The 17606-nt window shown below is 41.4% G+C and carries 10 protein-coding genes; 4 read left to right on the forward strand and 6 right to left on the reverse strand.

Going from position 1 to position 17606, the window contains the following annotated elements; translation table 11 throughout:
- Window positions 1-196: 196 nt before the first annotated feature.
- From Q0081_RS00160 to Q0081_RS00175, 4 genes are all read left to right on the forward strand, one after another.
- On the forward strand, window positions 197-1471 hold the full coding sequence (locus Q0081_RS00160) for a hypothetical protein (RefSeq protein ID WP_298348024.1): 1275 nt from the start codon (window positions 197-199) through the stop codon (window positions 1469-1471).
- A 144-nt stretch (window positions 1472-1615) separates the two neighbouring features.
- Window positions 1616-1843, forward strand: coding sequence for a hypothetical protein (locus Q0081_RS00165; protein ID WP_298348026.1), 228 nt, complete (start codon window positions 1616-1618; stop codon window positions 1841-1843).
- A gap of 14 nt (window positions 1844-1857) precedes the next feature.
- Window positions 1858-2793 (forward strand): YEATS-associated helix-containing protein, encoded by a 936-nt coding sequence (locus Q0081_RS00170; protein ID WP_298348028.1) that lies wholly within the window; start codon window positions 1858-1860, stop codon window positions 2791-2793.
- 192 nt (window positions 2794-2985) lie between these two features.
- Window positions 2986-5022, forward strand: coding sequence for a M13 family metallopeptidase (locus Q0081_RS00175; protein WP_298348030.1), 2037 nt, complete (start codon window positions 2986-2988; stop codon window positions 5020-5022).
- Between the two features lie 67 nt (window positions 5023-5089).
- Here Q0081_RS00175 and Q0081_RS00180 read toward each other — a convergent pair whose 3' ends face one another.
- The 6 genes from Q0081_RS00180 to Q0081_RS00205 all read right to left on the reverse strand — a co-directional run bounded on the left by Q0081_RS00180 (window position 5090) and on the right by Q0081_RS00205 (window position 17471).
- Window positions 5090-8425, reverse strand: a complete 3336-nt coding sequence (locus Q0081_RS00180; RefSeq protein WP_298348032.1) for an FG-GAP-like repeat-containing protein — start codon at window positions 8423-8425, stop codon at window positions 5090-5092.
- The gene (locus Q0081_RS00185) at window positions 8425-8700 is read right to left on the reverse strand and encodes a hypothetical protein (RefSeq protein WP_298348034.1); all 276 of its coding nucleotides are present in this window, start codon (window positions 8698-8700) and stop codon (window positions 8425-8427) included. The genes Q0081_RS00180 and Q0081_RS00185 overlap by 1 nt, the downstream gene beginning before the upstream one ends.
- Window positions 8701-8887: 187 nt before the next feature.
- Entirely contained in the window at window positions 8888-9079 is a 192-nt protein-coding gene (locus Q0081_RS00190) for a hypothetical protein (RefSeq protein WP_298348036.1), read from the reverse strand.
- Between the two features lie 33 nt (window positions 9080-9112).
- A complete protein-coding gene (locus tag Q0081_RS00195) occupies window positions 9113-12634 on the reverse strand; it encodes a VCBS repeat-containing protein (protein ID WP_298348038.1) in 3522 nt (1173 codons plus the stop codon).
- A gap of 214 nt (window positions 12635-12848) precedes the next feature.
- A complete protein-coding gene (locus Q0081_RS00200) occupies window positions 12849-14339 on the reverse strand; it encodes a RagB/SusD family nutrient uptake outer membrane protein (RefSeq protein WP_298348039.1) in 1491 nt (496 codons plus the stop codon).
- A gap of 96 nt (window positions 14340-14435) precedes the next feature.
- Entirely contained in the window at window positions 14436-17471 is a 3036-nt protein-coding gene (locus tag Q0081_RS00205) for a TonB-dependent receptor (RefSeq protein ID WP_298348041.1), read from the reverse strand.
- Between the last annotated feature and the right edge of the window lie 135 nt (window positions 17472-17606).

The following is a 17606-nucleotide window of genomic DNA, read 5'->3' on the forward strand; positions in this document are numbered from 1 at the left end:
CCGGTAATTCTTTCAACGTTCGCTTAGATGGACATCTCACAATTGTACAGTTTTGGAATTGGGCTATTTTTTTTGAAATGGACGATGTTACTTTTTCGCCTAATCCTAAGCTGCATACTTTTAGAAATGTTCCTAATCCAGAAAATCCTTCCTTAGGATTTGTGGTTGATATCAGTTAATCTTAAATTATACAGAAATGAAAAACTCAAATCAAATTAAGTCGTTTTGCTTATTAATGGTTTTGTTTTTTACAGAATCAACCTCAATAGGCCAGGTACTAAGCGGAGACGCTACGGGTAAAAGTACTGTATTGGTAGAAGGCGGCAATATTGGAATAAACGTAGCGGCAGGAGCTGCTGAAATAAATTACACTCAATTTGCTAATTACTTTGCTCGCGAAAATTTCAGAAAATTGACTTGGGGGGTAAACGCACGTGCTGAAGCGGATGGTAGTGTTTTAGATATAATACAAGGAGGAATAGTAGGTTCAAAAAGTAGGCTTAACGGATTCATAGGACTTTCGCAATTTTATGGAAAAGTAAAAGCAGACAGCGATTTACAGTCAGACCACAGGGGGAGATCAATTAATTTTAAAACAACTGAAGAATTCAAAGTTCAAGTTAAAAATTTTCAGGAAAAAGAAACAGAAAAGACAATTTTGAAAGCCCAATCATTGAGTGAGGATTTGGGATTGATACTTGAAGCACGAACAAGACAATGCACAACTGAGGTCAAAAAGGCACTTTCGGAATTTTTAGACCCTTCAAAGCCTAATAACGTGAAAGGGAAGTTGTCAGATCTTTTTAAAAAAATACACGACAAACCATATTTTGATACATTATTAAAGCAATATAATCTTGATAGTAACTCAGAAGCAACGCTTCCAGACATTATAATTAAAGAGGTTTTTGAGAATCCGAACAATGCCGCTTTAAATACAGGTATGTTAATAAAAATCCCTGAAAAGCTGCGCTCAGTATCTTTAAAATACTTTTCACAATACCAACAAAGCTTAGAAGACATAACAGGACAAAAAGAGTATTTTCAGTTTCTTTCAGTAGAATCTTCTTTTTTATACGCACATCTTAAGAAATCGTTTGATGATGCCATGAAAAATGTTACATCAATTAAGGAAGAACTTGATATTGTAGAAAATAAGTTAAGGGAAGAGCAAGCAAGATTGGATGAAATTAAAACCTTTTGGCGTAGGCGTGGAACATTCTATTTAAGAAGTGGTGTAGAAGGGAATCGTTTTCGATTGTGGGGTACTGCAATTGATACTACTAATGTTTACAAAAGTTTTTCCCGTAAAAGTTTTTCAGGTTTCTTTAGTGAAGTCGGTTATAATTATCACAATGGAGGTAGGTTTATTTTAGGGACAAGTTTGGGCTACCAAGTAGTGGATAATTTTTCTGATTTACGAAAACAAGATGTAGTTATTACCCAAAAAGGTAAAGATAAAATAGGGTAGGAAATCACACGAACCGATAAAACCGAAGCCTATCGTGGAAATTATCAACCCTATGACCGTATAAACTTTAATTTAGACCTTATCAAGTTTTTAAAGTTCAATGACGAATACTTTGTTACTTTAAATCCATGGGTAAGACATAAAATGCCTTTTAAGAAACATTTGTCAATAGCAAGAGCTTCTACTGACTTGGGTATCAGTGCTTATATCTTTAAAAATCGAGGAGTTTTTATGGGTGGTATTTATGCGGGTATCGCTGACATTACGGATAGTCAACGAGTAATAGAAGGCAACGATCCGATTAGATTGGGGGAAAGATGGAGTTTCGGAATTGTTACGAAAATTAACTTTATACCTTTAATTGCTTATTAAACCTTACCTTAACCATGAAAGACTCTGTCACCATCGCCCAAGATTCTTTAAACAGACTCTTGGCTACTGCAAAAAAATATTCAGAAATCAACAAATCCGTTGATTGGGCAGATTTTTGGATTATCGTTGCCATCGTATTGGTATCAGGTATTTTGGGTGGATTGGTCAACTATTACTACAACCTCAAAAAGACGCCTGACGAAAACGAAGTGCATACAATAGGGCGTTCACTTATTATTGGTGTTGGCGCAGCAATCATTGTACCCATTTTTCTGGAAGTTACCCAAAGTAAAGTACTTCAAGGCGTTATCAATAACGAACTTAATCAGGTAGTTCTTTTGGTCAGTTTCTGCGTGTTGGCAGCTATTTCCTCTACGCGATTTATTTCGTCTGTTTCTGATTCAGTCATAAGTCGCCTTACAAAGGAAGTTAAAGATACTAAAGAAGAAGCCAAGATAGCTAAAGAAGAAGCCAAAGAAGCTAAACAAAAAGCAGACGTTACCATCACAGCGATTGAACAACGGGGCGGGACTAAAACGCTGCCTGGAACTACAAAAAGATTGTTGTCTGCCACCAAAAGTTTGAGCAGCATTGATACTAATGACCCAATAAAGGGACAATTTGGTGGGAAACCAAAGGATGAAAATGAGAATTTTGAGTTATTGTTGGCAGATTTTACTGAAAGTTCTGTGAAAGGCTGGTATAACTTGACTTTCAAAGTACGTGCATTAAATCCTTCTAAAAAACCGCTCGAAGGCAACGTTACTTTTTACCTTCACCCTACTTTCAGACCGGATGTAGAAAAGGTAAAAGTGGTGAATGGAGTGGCATTAATGTCCAAAATAGCTTGGGGTGCTTTCACTATCGGGGCAGAATTGGAAGATGGTACGCAATTAGAGTATGATTTAGCCGAAAATACGGATTTACCGCAAGATTTCAGAAAAAGGTAGAATTTTTTAGTACTTTATCAATACCTCCTGATAAATCTTATTAGGAGGTATTTCCTTTTATAACAAATCACGTCTAAATTACTACATTGGACGACAAAAATTCAAGTTTCGTACTGTTTCTTTAAACCAAAGGCATTAACTATTGCTTTTATTAGAGAATTTTGTCTTTACTTTTTACCTAAAACAAACTAAATGAGAAAGTTACGATTTATTCTAAGCCTATCGGTAGTAGGGATGATGTCTGCGGCATTTATTAAGACTGATGACCCCAAACGCAGCAAGGGACTTGATTTGTCGGGTATGGATTTGACGGTGAGCCCGCGCGAAGACTTCTTTTTGTACGCCAACGGAGCTTGGCTCAAGAAAACTGAAATTCCCGCTTCCGAAACAAGCTGGGGTTCGTTCAATATCCTGCGCAGCGACAATCAGAGAAATATCAAAGACATTTTGGAAGACGCAGCCAAAAGCAAATCTCCCGCAGGAAGTGTTCAACAACGTGTAGGCGATTTTTTTGTATCCGGGATGGATACGCTTATCATTGAAAAGCGGGGTTATACTCCCATTAAGCCAACCTTGGCTGAAATTGACAAAATCAAAGATTACAAAGGGTTGCTTCAGTATTCTGCTACGCATCCTTTAGAAGGAGGAAATACGTATGTTGGAATAGGCATTGGAACCGATGCTAAAAATCCGGATGCGTATGTGGTGAGCCTGCGTCAGACAGGTACGGGTTTGCCTGAGAAAGATTATTACACCAAAACCGACGAGTCCACGGTAAAAATCCGAACTGCTTACAAAAAATACATCACGACACTTTTTACCCTTACTGGAACTGAACCAACCAAAGCGGCTCAATTGGCGGAAGATATTTTGTCTTTGGAAACGCAAATTGCCACTTCCCACATGGGACGCATCGAAATGCGTAACCCAAATGCGTTGTATAACAAGTTTGCCGTGAAGGACTTTGCGGTAAAAGTACCCAATTTAGATTTGGAAAACATGATTGTCACGCTTAGGATGAAAACCGATTCCATCATCGTGGTACAACCCAAATACTATGAATCGCTTAATGAACTTCTCCCCAAAACTCCGATAGAAATTTTGAAGGCCAAAATGAAGTTTTCGGTTATCAGTGGCGCGGCAAACCTATTGAGTAAGCCTTTTGTAGAGGCAAGTTTTGAATACTCGGGTAAAGCTCTCAGTGGTCAGAAAGAACAGCAAGACCGTTGGAAACGTATTTCGAGCCAAACGGATGGTTTGATGAGCGATTTGTTGGGACAACTCTATGTGGCAAAACATTTTAAACCCGAAGCCAAAAAACGCATGGATGAATTGGTGGCAAATCTGCAAAAAGTATTTGAAACCCGTATCAATGCCCTTGATTGGATGACGGCCGAAACGAAGGCCGAAGCACTCAAAAAACTCAAAGCATTTACGCCCAAAATAGGTTATCCATCTAAGTGGAAAAACTACGATGGAGTAGTCGTAAAACGCGATGATTATTATGGAAATGTTCGGGCTTTTGGCAAATGGCGCTATGAAGAAATGCTCAAACGTTTGGGAAAAGCCGTTGATAAATCGGAGTGGGGAATGACTGCCCCGACGGTCAACGCTTCTTACAGTCCGTTGAGCAACGCCATTACTTTTCCGGCAGGAATTCTGCAATGGCCATTTTTTGATGCCGAAGCCGACGATGCTTTTAATTATGGCGCAATTGGTGCCGTGATTGGCCACGAAATGACGCATGGTTTCGACGATCAAGGCCGTCAGTACAATTACATGGGAATGCTTAAAAATTGGTGGAAAAAAGAGGATAATGACCAGTTTAAACAGCGCGCCCAAGTCGTCATCGATCAATATGATAGCTTTACTGTTTTGGATGGTTTACACGTGAAAGGACAATTAACTCTCGGCGAAAACATCGCTGATATTGGCGGATTGTCAGTAGCTTATGAGGCATTCAAAACTTACACTAAACAGGGAAAGAGTAACGAAAAAACAGATGGATTTACGCCTGACCAGCGTTTGTTTTTGGCTTTCGGCCAGATTTGGCGTAATAAAAGTCGGGATGAATCCCTCCGCCTTCGGGTCAATACCGATCCGCACTCTCCGGGTGAATTTCGGAGTAATGGTCCTTTGTCCAATTTTGAACCCTTTTACAAAGCTTTTGGCATTCAACCCGGCGATAAAATGTTTCGTCCAGACAATACCCGCGTGAAGATTTGGTAAGGGTGTTCATTCAGGGCTACCTTCTCACTAAAAGAGATTTTAGTAAGAAGGTAGCCCTGAATTTAGCTTACTTTTTAGGTTTGAAAATCATCAACTTATCCTTGTTGCGAGAAACCAGAAAAAGTGTCTCCGCACCGCTCCGAATTGGCTGAATATCACGCACTTCACCCGTTAGCAAAAAGTTGGTAGAGGTAGGAAGTAAAGGCTTGAATATTTTACCTGATTTAGAAAAGTTGTTTTGCAAAATCAACCCATAACTTGCATCGTAGCGACCCTGATACGTGCTGACATTGTAAAAATTTCCTCCTAACAGAATATCGGGTTTACCATCATTGGTAATATCGGCGATGGAAATGGCAAAGGTTTTAGAAACCTGCGCTTCACTTGGTAATCGGTGAATAATGAATTCACCTTTGCCTGAATTTTCCAGCCAAACACTCTCAAACGTGTTGACTTCCAGGAGTTTTGCAGCATCCAATTCCGCAGATTTAAAGATTTTTTCAATGGCTTTACCCGAAAAATCCTTGTAATTGGAAAAGCGCTTGTTCAGAAAAGGAAGGGTTTTCCCCAATTCGTCTTTCGACGCCACCGGATAAAATTCATCACCTTCACTATAGGCCAAAATTTGGTCGGTCTTGAGACTTGTATTCAGAAAATCACCTGCGTACATGCGTAAAACTGCGTTTTCGGCTCTCCGGAACTTTGTATTTTCTCCCAAATTTCCTACTACAAAGTCAATATCGCCATCGCCATCCAAATCGGCCGATTTGATGGCTTGCCAAAAGCCTGTTTTAGTGTCGAGTGTTGTATTCAGAATGTTAAGTTTCTTATTATCATTTTCAAAAACAGTAATGCCCATCCAATCACCAACCACTACCAAATCAGCATCTCTGTCGTTGTCAATATCGGCCCAAGTTGCGTCGGTCACCATTCCGGCTTTACGAAGTTTTGGGGCAAGCTTATCCGTTTCGTCCGTATAAATACCTTTCCCGTTGTTAATGAGCAAATAAGAATCAGGTACATATCCATAATGATAAGCCACCACACGTCCGCCAACAAACAAATCCATGTCGCCGTCTTTGTCAAAATCAATCGGCTTAACGCACGACTTATTACCGTATAATTTAGGCAATGAAGTTTGATTACGGCTAAAATTGCCTTTTCCGTCGTTGAGATATAAGCGGTCGAGTAGGGGGGCACTTTCGCCGAAAAACTCGTTGCCACCACTCACTACGTATAAATCTAAATCGTTGTCTCCGTCGGCATCAAAGAAGGCCGCATCGGTATCTTCACAAAGAGTATCGCTGAGAAAAGCAGCCTGTTTACTTTCAGCAAATTGCCCATCCGGTTTTTGTAAAAAGAGTTTTCCTGCCTGATATTTTGGCCCACCCACGTAAAAATCCTCCAATTTGTCGCCATTTACATCTCCTACAGCCATTTTAGGGCCCTCAGTAGATATTTTGAAAGGCATTAGTGGTTCGCGGGTAAAATCGTAATAGTCGTTTTCTTTGTGCGTAAAATCAATGGGATATTGTGCTGAAACATTCTCAAACAAAGGCTTTTTTTCTATTGTAAATGCCCATTTTTCAATGGCACCTTCTTGCCGAAGGGTCAGAGTTTGATTGGATTGCACGTTAGTAAAAATCTGCGCTTTTTGAGTAGGCCACACTACTATCAATGAATCAATTTTGTTGGCTTTTCCCAATCCAAAAGTAAGCCAAGGTTCTACCGACGACATAAAGCCTCGGGTCGGCATGTTTTGCTGATATAGCCACTTATTATTGGTTTTGAGATAGACTTTTGCCCCTACTCCAAATCCATTTCCTTTTTGTCCCTGTAGCTTAACTTTTAGAAAATTATTCTTGAAAAGTTCGTTGGCTTTATTCTCATAAATTCCTGCGGGAGAGTTTAAGTTATTGGTAATCAATTCTAAATCTCCATCGTTGTCCAAATCAGCATAAGCGGCACCGTTGGCACAATTAAATTCTTTAAATCCCCACGCGAGCGATTTGTCTTCAAACAATAAACTATCCGTGCCTTTATAAAGGTAGTTGTGCCAGCGACCGTCCGGCATTTTAGAAAGCGCTTCTTTGTCGCTTTTTTTGCCTTTGTCAAGCATCATTTCTATCATTGGATTAGATACGTACTTGATGTATTCAAGGTCGTTGGGCCGACGCTCTATTCCATTGGTGATAAAAAGATCTTTGATTCCGTCATTGTCATAATCAGCCAAAAGGGGAGACCAACTCCAGTCGGTAGCGGAGATGCCAGCCATAGCACCAATGTCGCTAAAGCGCTCACCGCCAAGGTTTATCTGTAATGTGTTGCGGGTATATTGGTTGTAATAACCAAATTGCAGTTTATACAAAAACACATCCAACGGATCTTCTCCCATGGATGCTTTTTCTATTTTGGGGTCTTGCGGGTACATATCCATTGTTACTACATCAAGCAAACCATCGTTATTGACATCGGCCATATCATTGCCCATCGAAAACTTACTGGTGTGCATAAAATGCTCCCGCATTGCTTCTTTGAATGTACCGTCTTTTTGGTTGATGTAGTAATAATCGTCCTCGTGAAAATCGTTGGCCACGTAAATATCTTCCCATCCGTCGTTGTTCAAATCACCGACTGAAATACCCAAACCGTATCCCTGCGGTGCGGCATAGATTCCTGCTTTGATGCTTACGTTGGAGAAATGTTTTCCATCGTTTCGGAAAAAATAGTCGCCTGCCAGTTCATCGCGGTCAAGTGCACGTACGTTGACGCGGTCGTAGGAAATGGAGGTATGCACGGCGTGGTTGAGCAAATACATGTCCAAATCACCGTCGTGGTCATAATCAAAAAAGGCTGCCTGAGTGGAAAATCCTTGAAAATCGAGCCCGTATTCTTTTGATTTTTCCGAAAAAGTACCGTCTTGGTTATTGATAAACAGTTCGTTATGACCCTTGAAGGATTTGTAATTGCTCACGGCACACACATAAATATCAAGCCATCCATCTCCGTTTACATCGGCCATGGTTACGCCTGTTTTCCAATTGGCACTGCCACCGATTTGGGCTTTTTCAGAAGCATCTTCAAAGGTAATTCCCGTCTCTTTTTCTGTTTTATTGAGGTAAAGGCGGTTTTTGCCTTGATTGGACACAAAGAATAAGTCAGATAGGCCATCATTGTTGACATCCCCTACCGCTACACCACCCCCGTTGTAGAAATAGAGGTAATCTAAGATATTTAGGTCTTTGCCGTCTTTAACCGTATTGACAAAAGTTACCCCACTTTTTTCGGGAGTAAGTTGGGTAAAAAGTGCGTCTTCGTTGGAGCTATCTTGTTGATTTTTTGAGCAATTGGTAAGAACAAACAGACTAATACTTAAAACACTCAATGTGCTTACTTTCATCATCACAGGTTATTTTTTAAAATTAATTCTTGAGGAGTAAATTTATGCAGTTGCACAAAATCGTGTGCCAAATGATCAAAATCAGCATCTGTAGTGACAAGATTCAATCCCAAAAGAGAAGCTGTTGCTGATATCCATAAATCATGTTTACCCATATTTCGGGAGGTGACCTCTAAGGTAAAATTTGGGTGCTTCCCTTGGCTAAAAGCATCTATTTCAACATATCTTTCGAGTAGCGATTCAGAGTGAATATTGAATTTTGAAATAATTTCATCCAATTGCTCTAATTTACGCTCACCCCATTGATTTTGAAAAGCAATGGATTTAATTTCAGCGTAGCTGACATACGAAATATATTCATCTTCCTTGGATTTACCGTTTGATGAACAAAATCAAAATTGCTTTTTCTAATCAGTGCTAATAAAATATTCGTATCGTACAAAATCGCCATTCTTGTCCTTCGTATTATTTAGAGGTTTTGAGTTGTTGTAGAATTTCTAAAAACTCTTTGTCACTCATTTGTATCCCTTTTTTTGAAAGGATTTTAACGGGTTTCACTCCTTTTGTTTCGGCATAGGCTTCCACTCCTCCCGCATTGAGTATCTCATCAGGAGAAATAGTTTTTATACGTCTGGGTTTACTTGCTTTCTGTACCATCTTGTTGTGAACATTTAAGTCAAAATTACGTACTTATTTGCCTATATTCAATTCAAACACTTGTGCTTTGTCTTTGTTTTTGGCCAAAATGATTAATTCTTTTCGGTTGGAAGTTCGAGCTTTGCGCATCCTGCGCACTTGCCCTGTAACGGAAAAGCCCGATTGAGCCGGTTTGACGGCAACAAATTGAGGTTCACCGTTTGAGCCTTTCCCGGTTCCTTTTAATATCAGGCCGTCGTTGGCGTCGTAACGACCGAGTTCAGGTAATACATCAAAAAAGTTGCCGGTTAGCAGAATGTCAAGTTTGCCGTCGTGGTCATAATCTGTCGTTGTAATTCCAAAAATAGGGGCTAATTGAGCTTCCCAAGGCAAGGCACGTAATTCAAAATTGCCTTTGCCGGTATTGATAAGCAACGAGCTGTTGGGTTGTGAAGCAGTTCTTTTCTGAACACCTGATAGTTGCTCGTTCGTAAAAACGGCCTCTATGGATTGCCCGGCATAGTCAGCGTGTTTCACAAACCGTTTTTTAATAACCGGTAAAACTTTCTGTAAATCAGGTTTTAAAACCATGGGATAGGCTTTGCCGTCAGGATTATAGCAAACGATGATTTGTTCGACACTTCCGTTATGGTCAAAGTCATTCACGTAAAGCTGAGCGGGCTCTTTCTCCGAGCATTGCAACTTAGTATTGCGACCCAAATTTCCTATTACGAAATCCATGTCTCCATCGCCGTCAATATCAGCGGGTTCGAGCACATTCCACCACCCATTTGAATTGGGAATTGTGCGGTTGAGGGATTGCGGAAATTTGCCTTTTTGGTTTTGTAAAATCATAATCGGCATCCAATCACCTACGGCTATTAATTCCGGATAGCTGTCTTTGTCTAAATCCACCCAACGGGCATCCGTTACCATTCCTAATTGATTGTTGGTCATGACTTGCTTAGTGACGTCGCTGAAATGTCCGGCCCCATCGTTTTGAAGCAAATAGCTTTGCGGATTGTAGCCATATTGTCCCGAAATCATTCGGGTGCCTACAAATAAATCTTGGTCGCCATCACGGTCATAATCAGCCGCAGTGACGCACGAGCCGTTTGCTCTTATATTCGGTAAACCGGTGGAAACTGTAAAATTCCCTTTACCATCGTTTAAATAAAGCGCATCGGCCAATACTTCATCGTCAGACAGGAATTCATTCCCCCCCGTTACGACGTACAAATCAACATCTTTATCGCCATCAGCGTCAAAGAATAAGGCTGCAGTTTCGTCGGCAACAGCTGGGTTTGCAAACGAGGGTTGATTGGCTTTGGAAAAAGTACCAGTGGTATTTTGAATAAAAAGCGCGCTTGGTTTTCCTGCTCCGCCTCCAATGTAAGCATCATCCAAGCCGTCATTGTTAATATCCCCTACCGCCAGAGCCGGTCCTTGAGTCGAATACATTTGTTTGAGCAATCCATCTCGGTTATAATCTACAAAGTCGTTTTCCTGATGTAAGAACTCCAATCCCGAAGGGCCGGTTATATCTCTAAAAGGCGCAACTGTTGCTTTTGGAATAGGTATTTTCCAGAGCTCTTTGGCCGCTTTGTAGTCAAGGGTGATTTCGGTATCAACCTTGACGGTTTTCAGAGTTTGCTTTTTGTCATCGGGCCAAATGACTGTTAAGGAGTCAATTTGTGAAGTTTGCCCAAATCCAAATACCAAATTCAAATCGCTTGAAGATTGAAACCCTCGATTGGGCATTTGCTGCAAATACTGAGTTTGGCCTTTTTGGTGTACGTAAACTTTGGCTCCAATTGCGTGTGGATTTGCGCCTACTCCTTTGAGTTTTACCCGCAGAAAATGAGTTTTTAACTTTTCAACGGATTGATTCCGATAGACACCCAAAGCCGCATTATTGTTGTTAACCACTAAATCCAAATCGCCGTCATTGTCTAAATCTCCGTAGGCTGCCCCATTTGAAAAACCGGGTTCTCCCAGTCCCCAATTAGCGGCTTTGTCTTCAAATTGAAGATTGCCTTTGTTACGGAACGCAAAATTAGGAATCGGTGTAGTAGAAATCATTTCTACAAATTTTCGATAATCAAACTGCATTCGCCCTTCAATCATGGCCTGAATATTACCCTGATCGGACAAAAAAGCGACGTAATCCTGATCTGTTAAATTGCGAACAATGCCATTGGCAATAAATAAGTCCTTTTGGCCGTCGTTGTCCATGTCAAAAATCAATGCACCCCAGCTCCAGTCTGTTGCATGAACACCCGCCATCTGCCCCACCTCTTTAAAAACAGGGGTGGTCACCTCCCCCTTGCCTGCCTGTGCAGTAGAAGAAGTTGTTTTTACTCCCCCATTGGGGCGGCCCGCCGAAGCGGTTGGGACGGTACGCCGCGCGGGGCTTCCCTGATTCAAATGGAGCATATTACGCATGTATTGATGCCAATAATCCTGCTTTAATTTAAACTCAGTAAGTTCATAGCCTTCAAAGACAGACGTCGTTTTAAGTCGTTTATCATCGCGGGGCAACATATCGGTTACAAAAATATCCAACAGCCCATCGTTGTTAATGTCAGCAATATCGGCCCCCATCGAAGACAGACTAATGTGATTCATACTTTCTTCTAGTGATTCTTTGAATGTACCGTCGCGCTGATTGATGTATAAGTAATCGCGCTCGTAGAAATCGTTGGAAATATAAATATCCAGCCAATTATCTTCATTGACATCGCCAATGGTAATCCCTAATCCAAAGGCAATCAAACTCCCAAAAATTCCCGCTTCTTCACTAACATCGGTGAAGCCCCCCCGCCCCAATGGGGAGCTATTTTTTACTCCCCCATTGGGGGCGGGGGGGCCATCATTCCGAAACAACTTATGTCCTCCCAGTGCGTCACGGTATTTTCTAAAATTTTGGTATTGAAGTTTATCAACGGGAGTAAAACTGTTATTAAGCAAATACATGTCTAAGTCTCCGTCGCGGTCGTAATCAAAAAAAGCGGCATGGGTAGAAAACCCACCGTCTAACAAGCCGTATTCAGTAGCTTTATCTATAAATTTAGGAACACCGTCAGGACCAATTCCCTGATTGATAAAAAGCTCATTTCCCCGTCGGTCTCCCTTAATATTTCCTGCATTGCAAACGTAAATATCCATGAGTCCGTCACCATTCACATCCGCAAAGGTAGCTCCCGTTGACCATGCTTTAGTTCCGCCTACACCGGCCCGAATTGTGACATCGTCAAACTGCCAAAGTTCAGTTGTATTTTTGCCTTTGTTAAGATACAGGTGATTTTCTTCAAAGTTGGAAGTTACATAAATGTCAGCCCATCCATCATTGTTAACGTCGCCTATAGCTACGCCGCCCCCGTTATAAAAATTACGATAATTGAAAATGTTCAGTTCTTTTTTATCAAGGATTCGATTGGCAAAATTGATGCCTGTGCGGGAGGCCGAAAGAGTTTCAAATAAATTGTCATCGGCAGCACGGTCACAACTGGTTAAAAGGAAGAATGGGGTAAATAATACAAGAAGAATGGATTTAGATTTTAAGTTCTTCATCATAGGTTTTTTTATTCTCCGTCAGCAACGTATCTTTTTCACAAAATTAGCTAAAAATCTAACCGCAACCGATTTTGAATGCTCAGGAAATGCCTCATTATCTATTATGGGGAGTAAAAACGGAATACCACTAAGAAACAAAAGCGAGTGAGTTTTTACACCCACTCGCTTTTAGTATTAGGCTTGGTAAGTTTTTACACCTACTAAGTAGTTGCTATTAATAACCTGGGTTTTGCGACAAGCCTGGGTTCGCATCACGACGTTGTTGAGGAATTGGGAACAACAATGTTTTAGCAGCAGGTTCTTTCATGAACTTAGATGTGAATTTGCCACCGACTTTGTTGAACTCGCCGAAACGAATTAAGTCGTTACGACGCCATGCTTCCCATGCCAACTCACGACCACGTTCTGCTAAGATGTTGTCAAGTGTCAACTGAGCTGCAGTCCAAGCGGTTACACCGGCACGAGCACGTACGATATTGAAATCAGGAAGAGATTCAGTTGCTTTACCTAAACGGAACAAAGCTTCGCCGCGCATCAAATAAACGTCAGCCAAACGGAACATTGCCCAGTCATTATCTTGGTCAGAAACTGTGTTACCACGCTGAATTTCGTATTTACCCAAACGTACACCAGCCCCCTGAAATTCAGGATCAGCCGAAGTCATTTCGTCTTTGTCCATCTTTGGATTGAAGTCCAAATCTTTACCGTTATCATCTTTCAACGCTTTTCCATCGGCACCTAACTGAACGCCTGAAATCCACATTTTTTTACGTAAGTCAGTATCTGAGAACGAATTGTAGAACTCAGCGATTGTACAAAAACCATTCCAAGGCTGACCGCTCAAATTGTACGTGCTTTGGCTTTGGTAGTGAAGTGTACGATAAGCAATATTCAGACCACCGGCTTGGAAACGATCGAAAGGAATTGCCCAAATGTTTTCACCGGAGCCTTCGTTTTGTACCGCGAAGTTAGAAAGGAAGTTGGCTTCTAATTTGTATTTACCTGAATTGATAACCACATTAGCGGCATCGATTGCCTTTTGCCACTGTGGAGTGCCGGTATAAACGCCTGCGTTCAAATACAGTTTTGCCAATAAAGTTTGGGCTACCAATTTATTGATACGTCCGTAGTAAGAACCGCCTACGTTGTCAGACAGGTTAGGAAGAGCTTCTGTTAACTCTTTTTCTATAAATGCATAGATTTGAGCACGTGGAGTTGTGGTAACAGTTCCTGAGGTAGTTTCGGTAATCAAAGGTATGTTACCGAAAAAGTCCATCGCCAAATAGTAATAAAAAGCACGAACGGCTCTTAATTCTGCAATCGCCGCTGTATTACCAGCTACTTGTGGAATCAGGTTATTGATGGTATTGATACCGCTTTCGTAAATCCATCCCCACATATCATTGATAGGACCGTGAGTAGTAGTCCAAGTGTGACGATTGTAGTTCAACCAGTTTCCACCATCGTACCAGTCTTTACCGCGAGTAGGAACCAAACCTACGTCAGTAGTTACTTCGGCGTTGTGTACATTCCAGGCATAATCGCGCAAACCGGAGTATGCAGGACCTAATAAAGCTGCCAATTGTTCGGGAGTCTTACCAAAACCATCTTTTGGGATAACTCCATAAACCGACTCATCCAAATTGGTACAAGAGGCTATGGTAAGCACTCCAGCCAATGCAAGGTAAGAGAATGTTTTTTTCATTTTGAGTATGTTAAATTTTATTTGCTACAAAACAGTAACAGTATGTTTATATACGATGTTTTGAACTTTTAGGATGCGTCTAAACATCGTATTTTTTTAGAATGACAAGTTAAATCCAACTTGGAAACCACGGGCTTTAGGGAACTGCTGTTTGGTATAAATACCCGCAGTAGCAAAACCTGTATTCATTTCAGGATCAACCCCTTTGAATTTGGTTAGGACAAACAAATTGTTTCCGGAAATATAGACTTGCGCACGGCTCAATACTCCTTTTGCAGGAATAGTATAGCCTAAACGCATATTAGCCATACGTACAAAACTGCCATCTTCTACGAAGTAGCTGAATGCACCTGTGCGTGTATCACGTACGGGTGAAGTCAAAGCTTCACGAATGGTGTTTTCAGCCGGAAGGCGGTTGTTGGGGTTGGAATACATCATACGCTCTGCATTGAAGATTTTATTGCCAAACTGACCGTTCAACAGGAAGCTAAAAGAGAATGCTTTGTAGCTAAAGTTATTGGTCAAAGAAGCGGTAACTTTAGGAAGTGGACTTCCCTGGTAATCACGGTCAGCATCGTTTTCACTGATTTTACCGTCACCGTCAATATCTTTGAATACAAATTGTCCTTTATCATCCAATTTCTCAACAATACCACCGTAGAAAGAACCTACGGGTAAGCCAACTTTAATCAATGAGAAGGGTACTGCGGAAGTACCGCGAGTGGCAGCACCTAACCCTGAGAACAGAAAGATTTTATCCGATCCTACAAACTCACCTTTGCTGAGTGCAGTTACTTCATTTTTCAATGTTGCACCGGCGAAAGTTACATCATAACGGAAGTCACCTTTGTCAATAATCCCTGCATTCAAAGACAATTCCAAACCTTGGTTTCGCATTGAACCTACGTTGGCCAAAATAGTTGGGTACAATGGTTTGATGGAAAGTGGGGCAGTGATTTCGTACAACAAATCTTTTGTATTACGAATGTAGTAATCTAATGAACCGGTAATGCGGTAATTCCACAACGCAAAATCAATACCGGCACCGTAGTTTTCGTTCACTTCCCATTTCAAATCAGGATTAGGGTTTTGTGAAGGCTTGTAGGTTGGTAACCAGTTACCATTGTCATAATACTTGTTGCTGGCACCCACCAAAGCCAATGAACGGTAAGGAGCAATACCTTCTGAGTTTCCGGTTTGACCGTAGTTTAGGCGGAATTTCAAATTGTTAACCGTTGGATTTCCTTTTAAGAAGGATTCCTCGGATAATGTCCAACCCACTGACAACGATGGGAAAAGTCCCCATTTATTGTTTTGACCAAATTTAGTTGAACCATCGCGACGAACCGTCAACGTAGCAAAATACTTATTGTTCAAAGCAGCAGTGGCACGACCAAAGAAGGAGACGAGTTTGTAATTACTATGAAATGAACCTACTGCGTCGTTGGCACGTTGGCCAAGCGATACACCAGCCCCTGCACCTAAGTTGTTAAACGATAAGCCATCAGAGATAAAATTGTTGTTTACAGCATTAAATCCTTCATAATCAACATCTTGGTATGAATACCCCCCTAATGCTCCAAAATTCAATCCACCAAAGGTTTTGTTATAGTTTAAAGTAAACTCTAACAATTTATCTGCACTTGGGCCTGCGTCAACCGGGCCGGAAGAACGGCTCGCAGTACCTAAACCGGCTTGAGCAGATTTGGGAATGCGGGAAATATAGTAATACCCTTGTTGATTAGAACCTTTCATTGCGCCATTCACCCCAAACACTAAGTCTTTGGTAATGCTGTATTTCATATTTACATTACCTAAGTATTCAATTGATTTAGAATAGTTGGTGGTTTGCTCCAAAAGAGATACCGGGTTGAATGCGCCAAATTCACCTAAACGCTCAAAATAACCTGTTCCTGCTGCAATGCTGCCCGGAGTTTGGAAATTCTTATCAGTAGTATAAACAGGATCTGTAGGTAAGTTAGTGATAGAATAAGTGAACGCGTCGTAGTTTACATAATCACGCTTACCATTAATCAATGACAGGCTTGTCGCGATTTTTAACTTACCGTTTAAAGCGGTTTGATCCAGGTTAATACGAGCACTTACGCGCTCAAAACCTGATTTCAAAACTAAGCCCTGTTGGTTCAAATAACCGATAGAAGCACGGTAGCTAAAGTTTTCTGTACCACCTGAGAAAGCAATGTTGTGGCTGGTTACAGGAGCTTTACGCGTAATTTTTTCGAACCAATTCGTATTCGCACCCTGATCGTTAACAAGTGTGAAACCGAATTTCTTCACGGCATCACGATACTCAGATCCATTCATGTAATCTGGAGCTTTCGCCACCATGTCCACACCTACGTAAGCATTGTAGTCAACAGAAGCCCGACCTGCTTTACCACGTTTGGTAGTAATTAAGATAACCCCGTTAGAGGCACGCGCACCATAGATGGCGGCCGAAGAAGCATCCCGCAATACATCAAATGAAGCAATGTCATTAGGGTCAATGTTTTGAATGGGTACACCTGGTACACCATCAATAACGTAAAGAGGGTCAGAACCCGCTGCCAATGAACCTACCCCGCGCAAACGTACTGTTGGACGTGAGTTAGGGTCAGAGCCCGTTTGGTTGATGGTCAAACCAGCTACTTTACCCTGAATGGCAGAAAGAGGGTTGGCAATCACACCAGCGTTAAATTCTTTGTTACTGATGCTGGATACCGTACCCGAGATTTCCTGGCGCTTTTGGGTACCATAACCTACCACAACGACTTCATTAAGCACTTGGTTGTCTTCAGCCAAGCTTACATCAACTACACTGCGGCCGCCTACCGCAACTTCTTGCGACTTGTAGCCTACAAAACTGAAAACGAGAGTAGCATTGTCGGTAACGGCGATTTTGTAGTTGCCGTCTACGTCGGTGTTAGCACCGCGTTGGGTGCCTTTTACGGCGATACTTACGCCGGGCATGCCCGTGCCGCTCGCATCTTTTACTTTACCGGTCACCTGTCTGTCTTGGGCCCATACGCCTAAAGACACCACCGATAGCAAAACCGCCAGCACATACTTGCTTGCAACGGCCCAAGGTCGTGTAGTAGATACACGGCCCACTAAGGGGAAACTGTTCATCATAGGTTGATAATTGTTTTTGTGAATGATTACCTATTGGCAAAAGCAATTTGTAACAGACTCCCTACTACGGTTTTTGGATTGTTCCAAGTATTTGTTGTCCACAAACGCCTTAACCAGACAGCAAATTACAATAAT

Source organism: Runella sp. (assembly GCF_027484545.1).
Taxonomy (GTDB): domain Bacteria; phylum Bacteroidota; class Bacteroidia; order Cytophagales; family Spirosomataceae; genus Runella.

Coding starts and splice junctions, on each gene's coding strand:
- Q0081_RS00160 (WP_298348024.1), top strand. CDS start 197: ATGAAAAACTCAAATCAAATTAAGTCGTTTTGCTTATTAATGGTTTTG.
- Q0081_RS00165 (WP_298348026.1), top strand. CDS start 1,616: ATGCCTTTTAAGAAACATTTGTCAATAGCAAGAGCTTCTACTGACTTG.
- Q0081_RS00170 (WP_298348028.1), top strand. CDS start 1,858: ATGAAAGACTCTGTCACCATCGCCCAAGATTCTTTAAACAGACTCTTG.
- Q0081_RS00175 (WP_298348030.1), top strand. CDS start 2,986: ATGAGAAAGTTACGATTTATTCTAAGCCTATCGGTAGTAGGGATGATG.
- Q0081_RS00180 (WP_298348032.1), bottom strand. CDS start 8,425: ATGATGAAAGTAAGCACATTGAGTGTTTTAAGTATTAGTCTGTTTGTT.
- Q0081_RS00190 (WP_298348036.1), bottom strand. CDS start 9,079: ATGGTACAGAAAGCAAGTAAACCCAGACGTATAAAAACTATTTCTCCT.
- Q0081_RS00195 (WP_298348038.1), bottom strand. CDS start 12,634: ATGATGAAGAACTTAAAATCTAAATCCATTCTTCTTGTATTATTTACC.
- Q0081_RS00200 (WP_298348039.1), bottom strand. CDS start 14,339: ATGAAAAAAACATTCTCTTACCTTGCATTGGCTGGAGTGCTTACCATA.
- Q0081_RS00205 (WP_298348041.1), bottom strand. CDS start 17,471: ATGATGAACAGTTTCCCCTTAGTGGGCCGTGTATCTACTACACGACCT.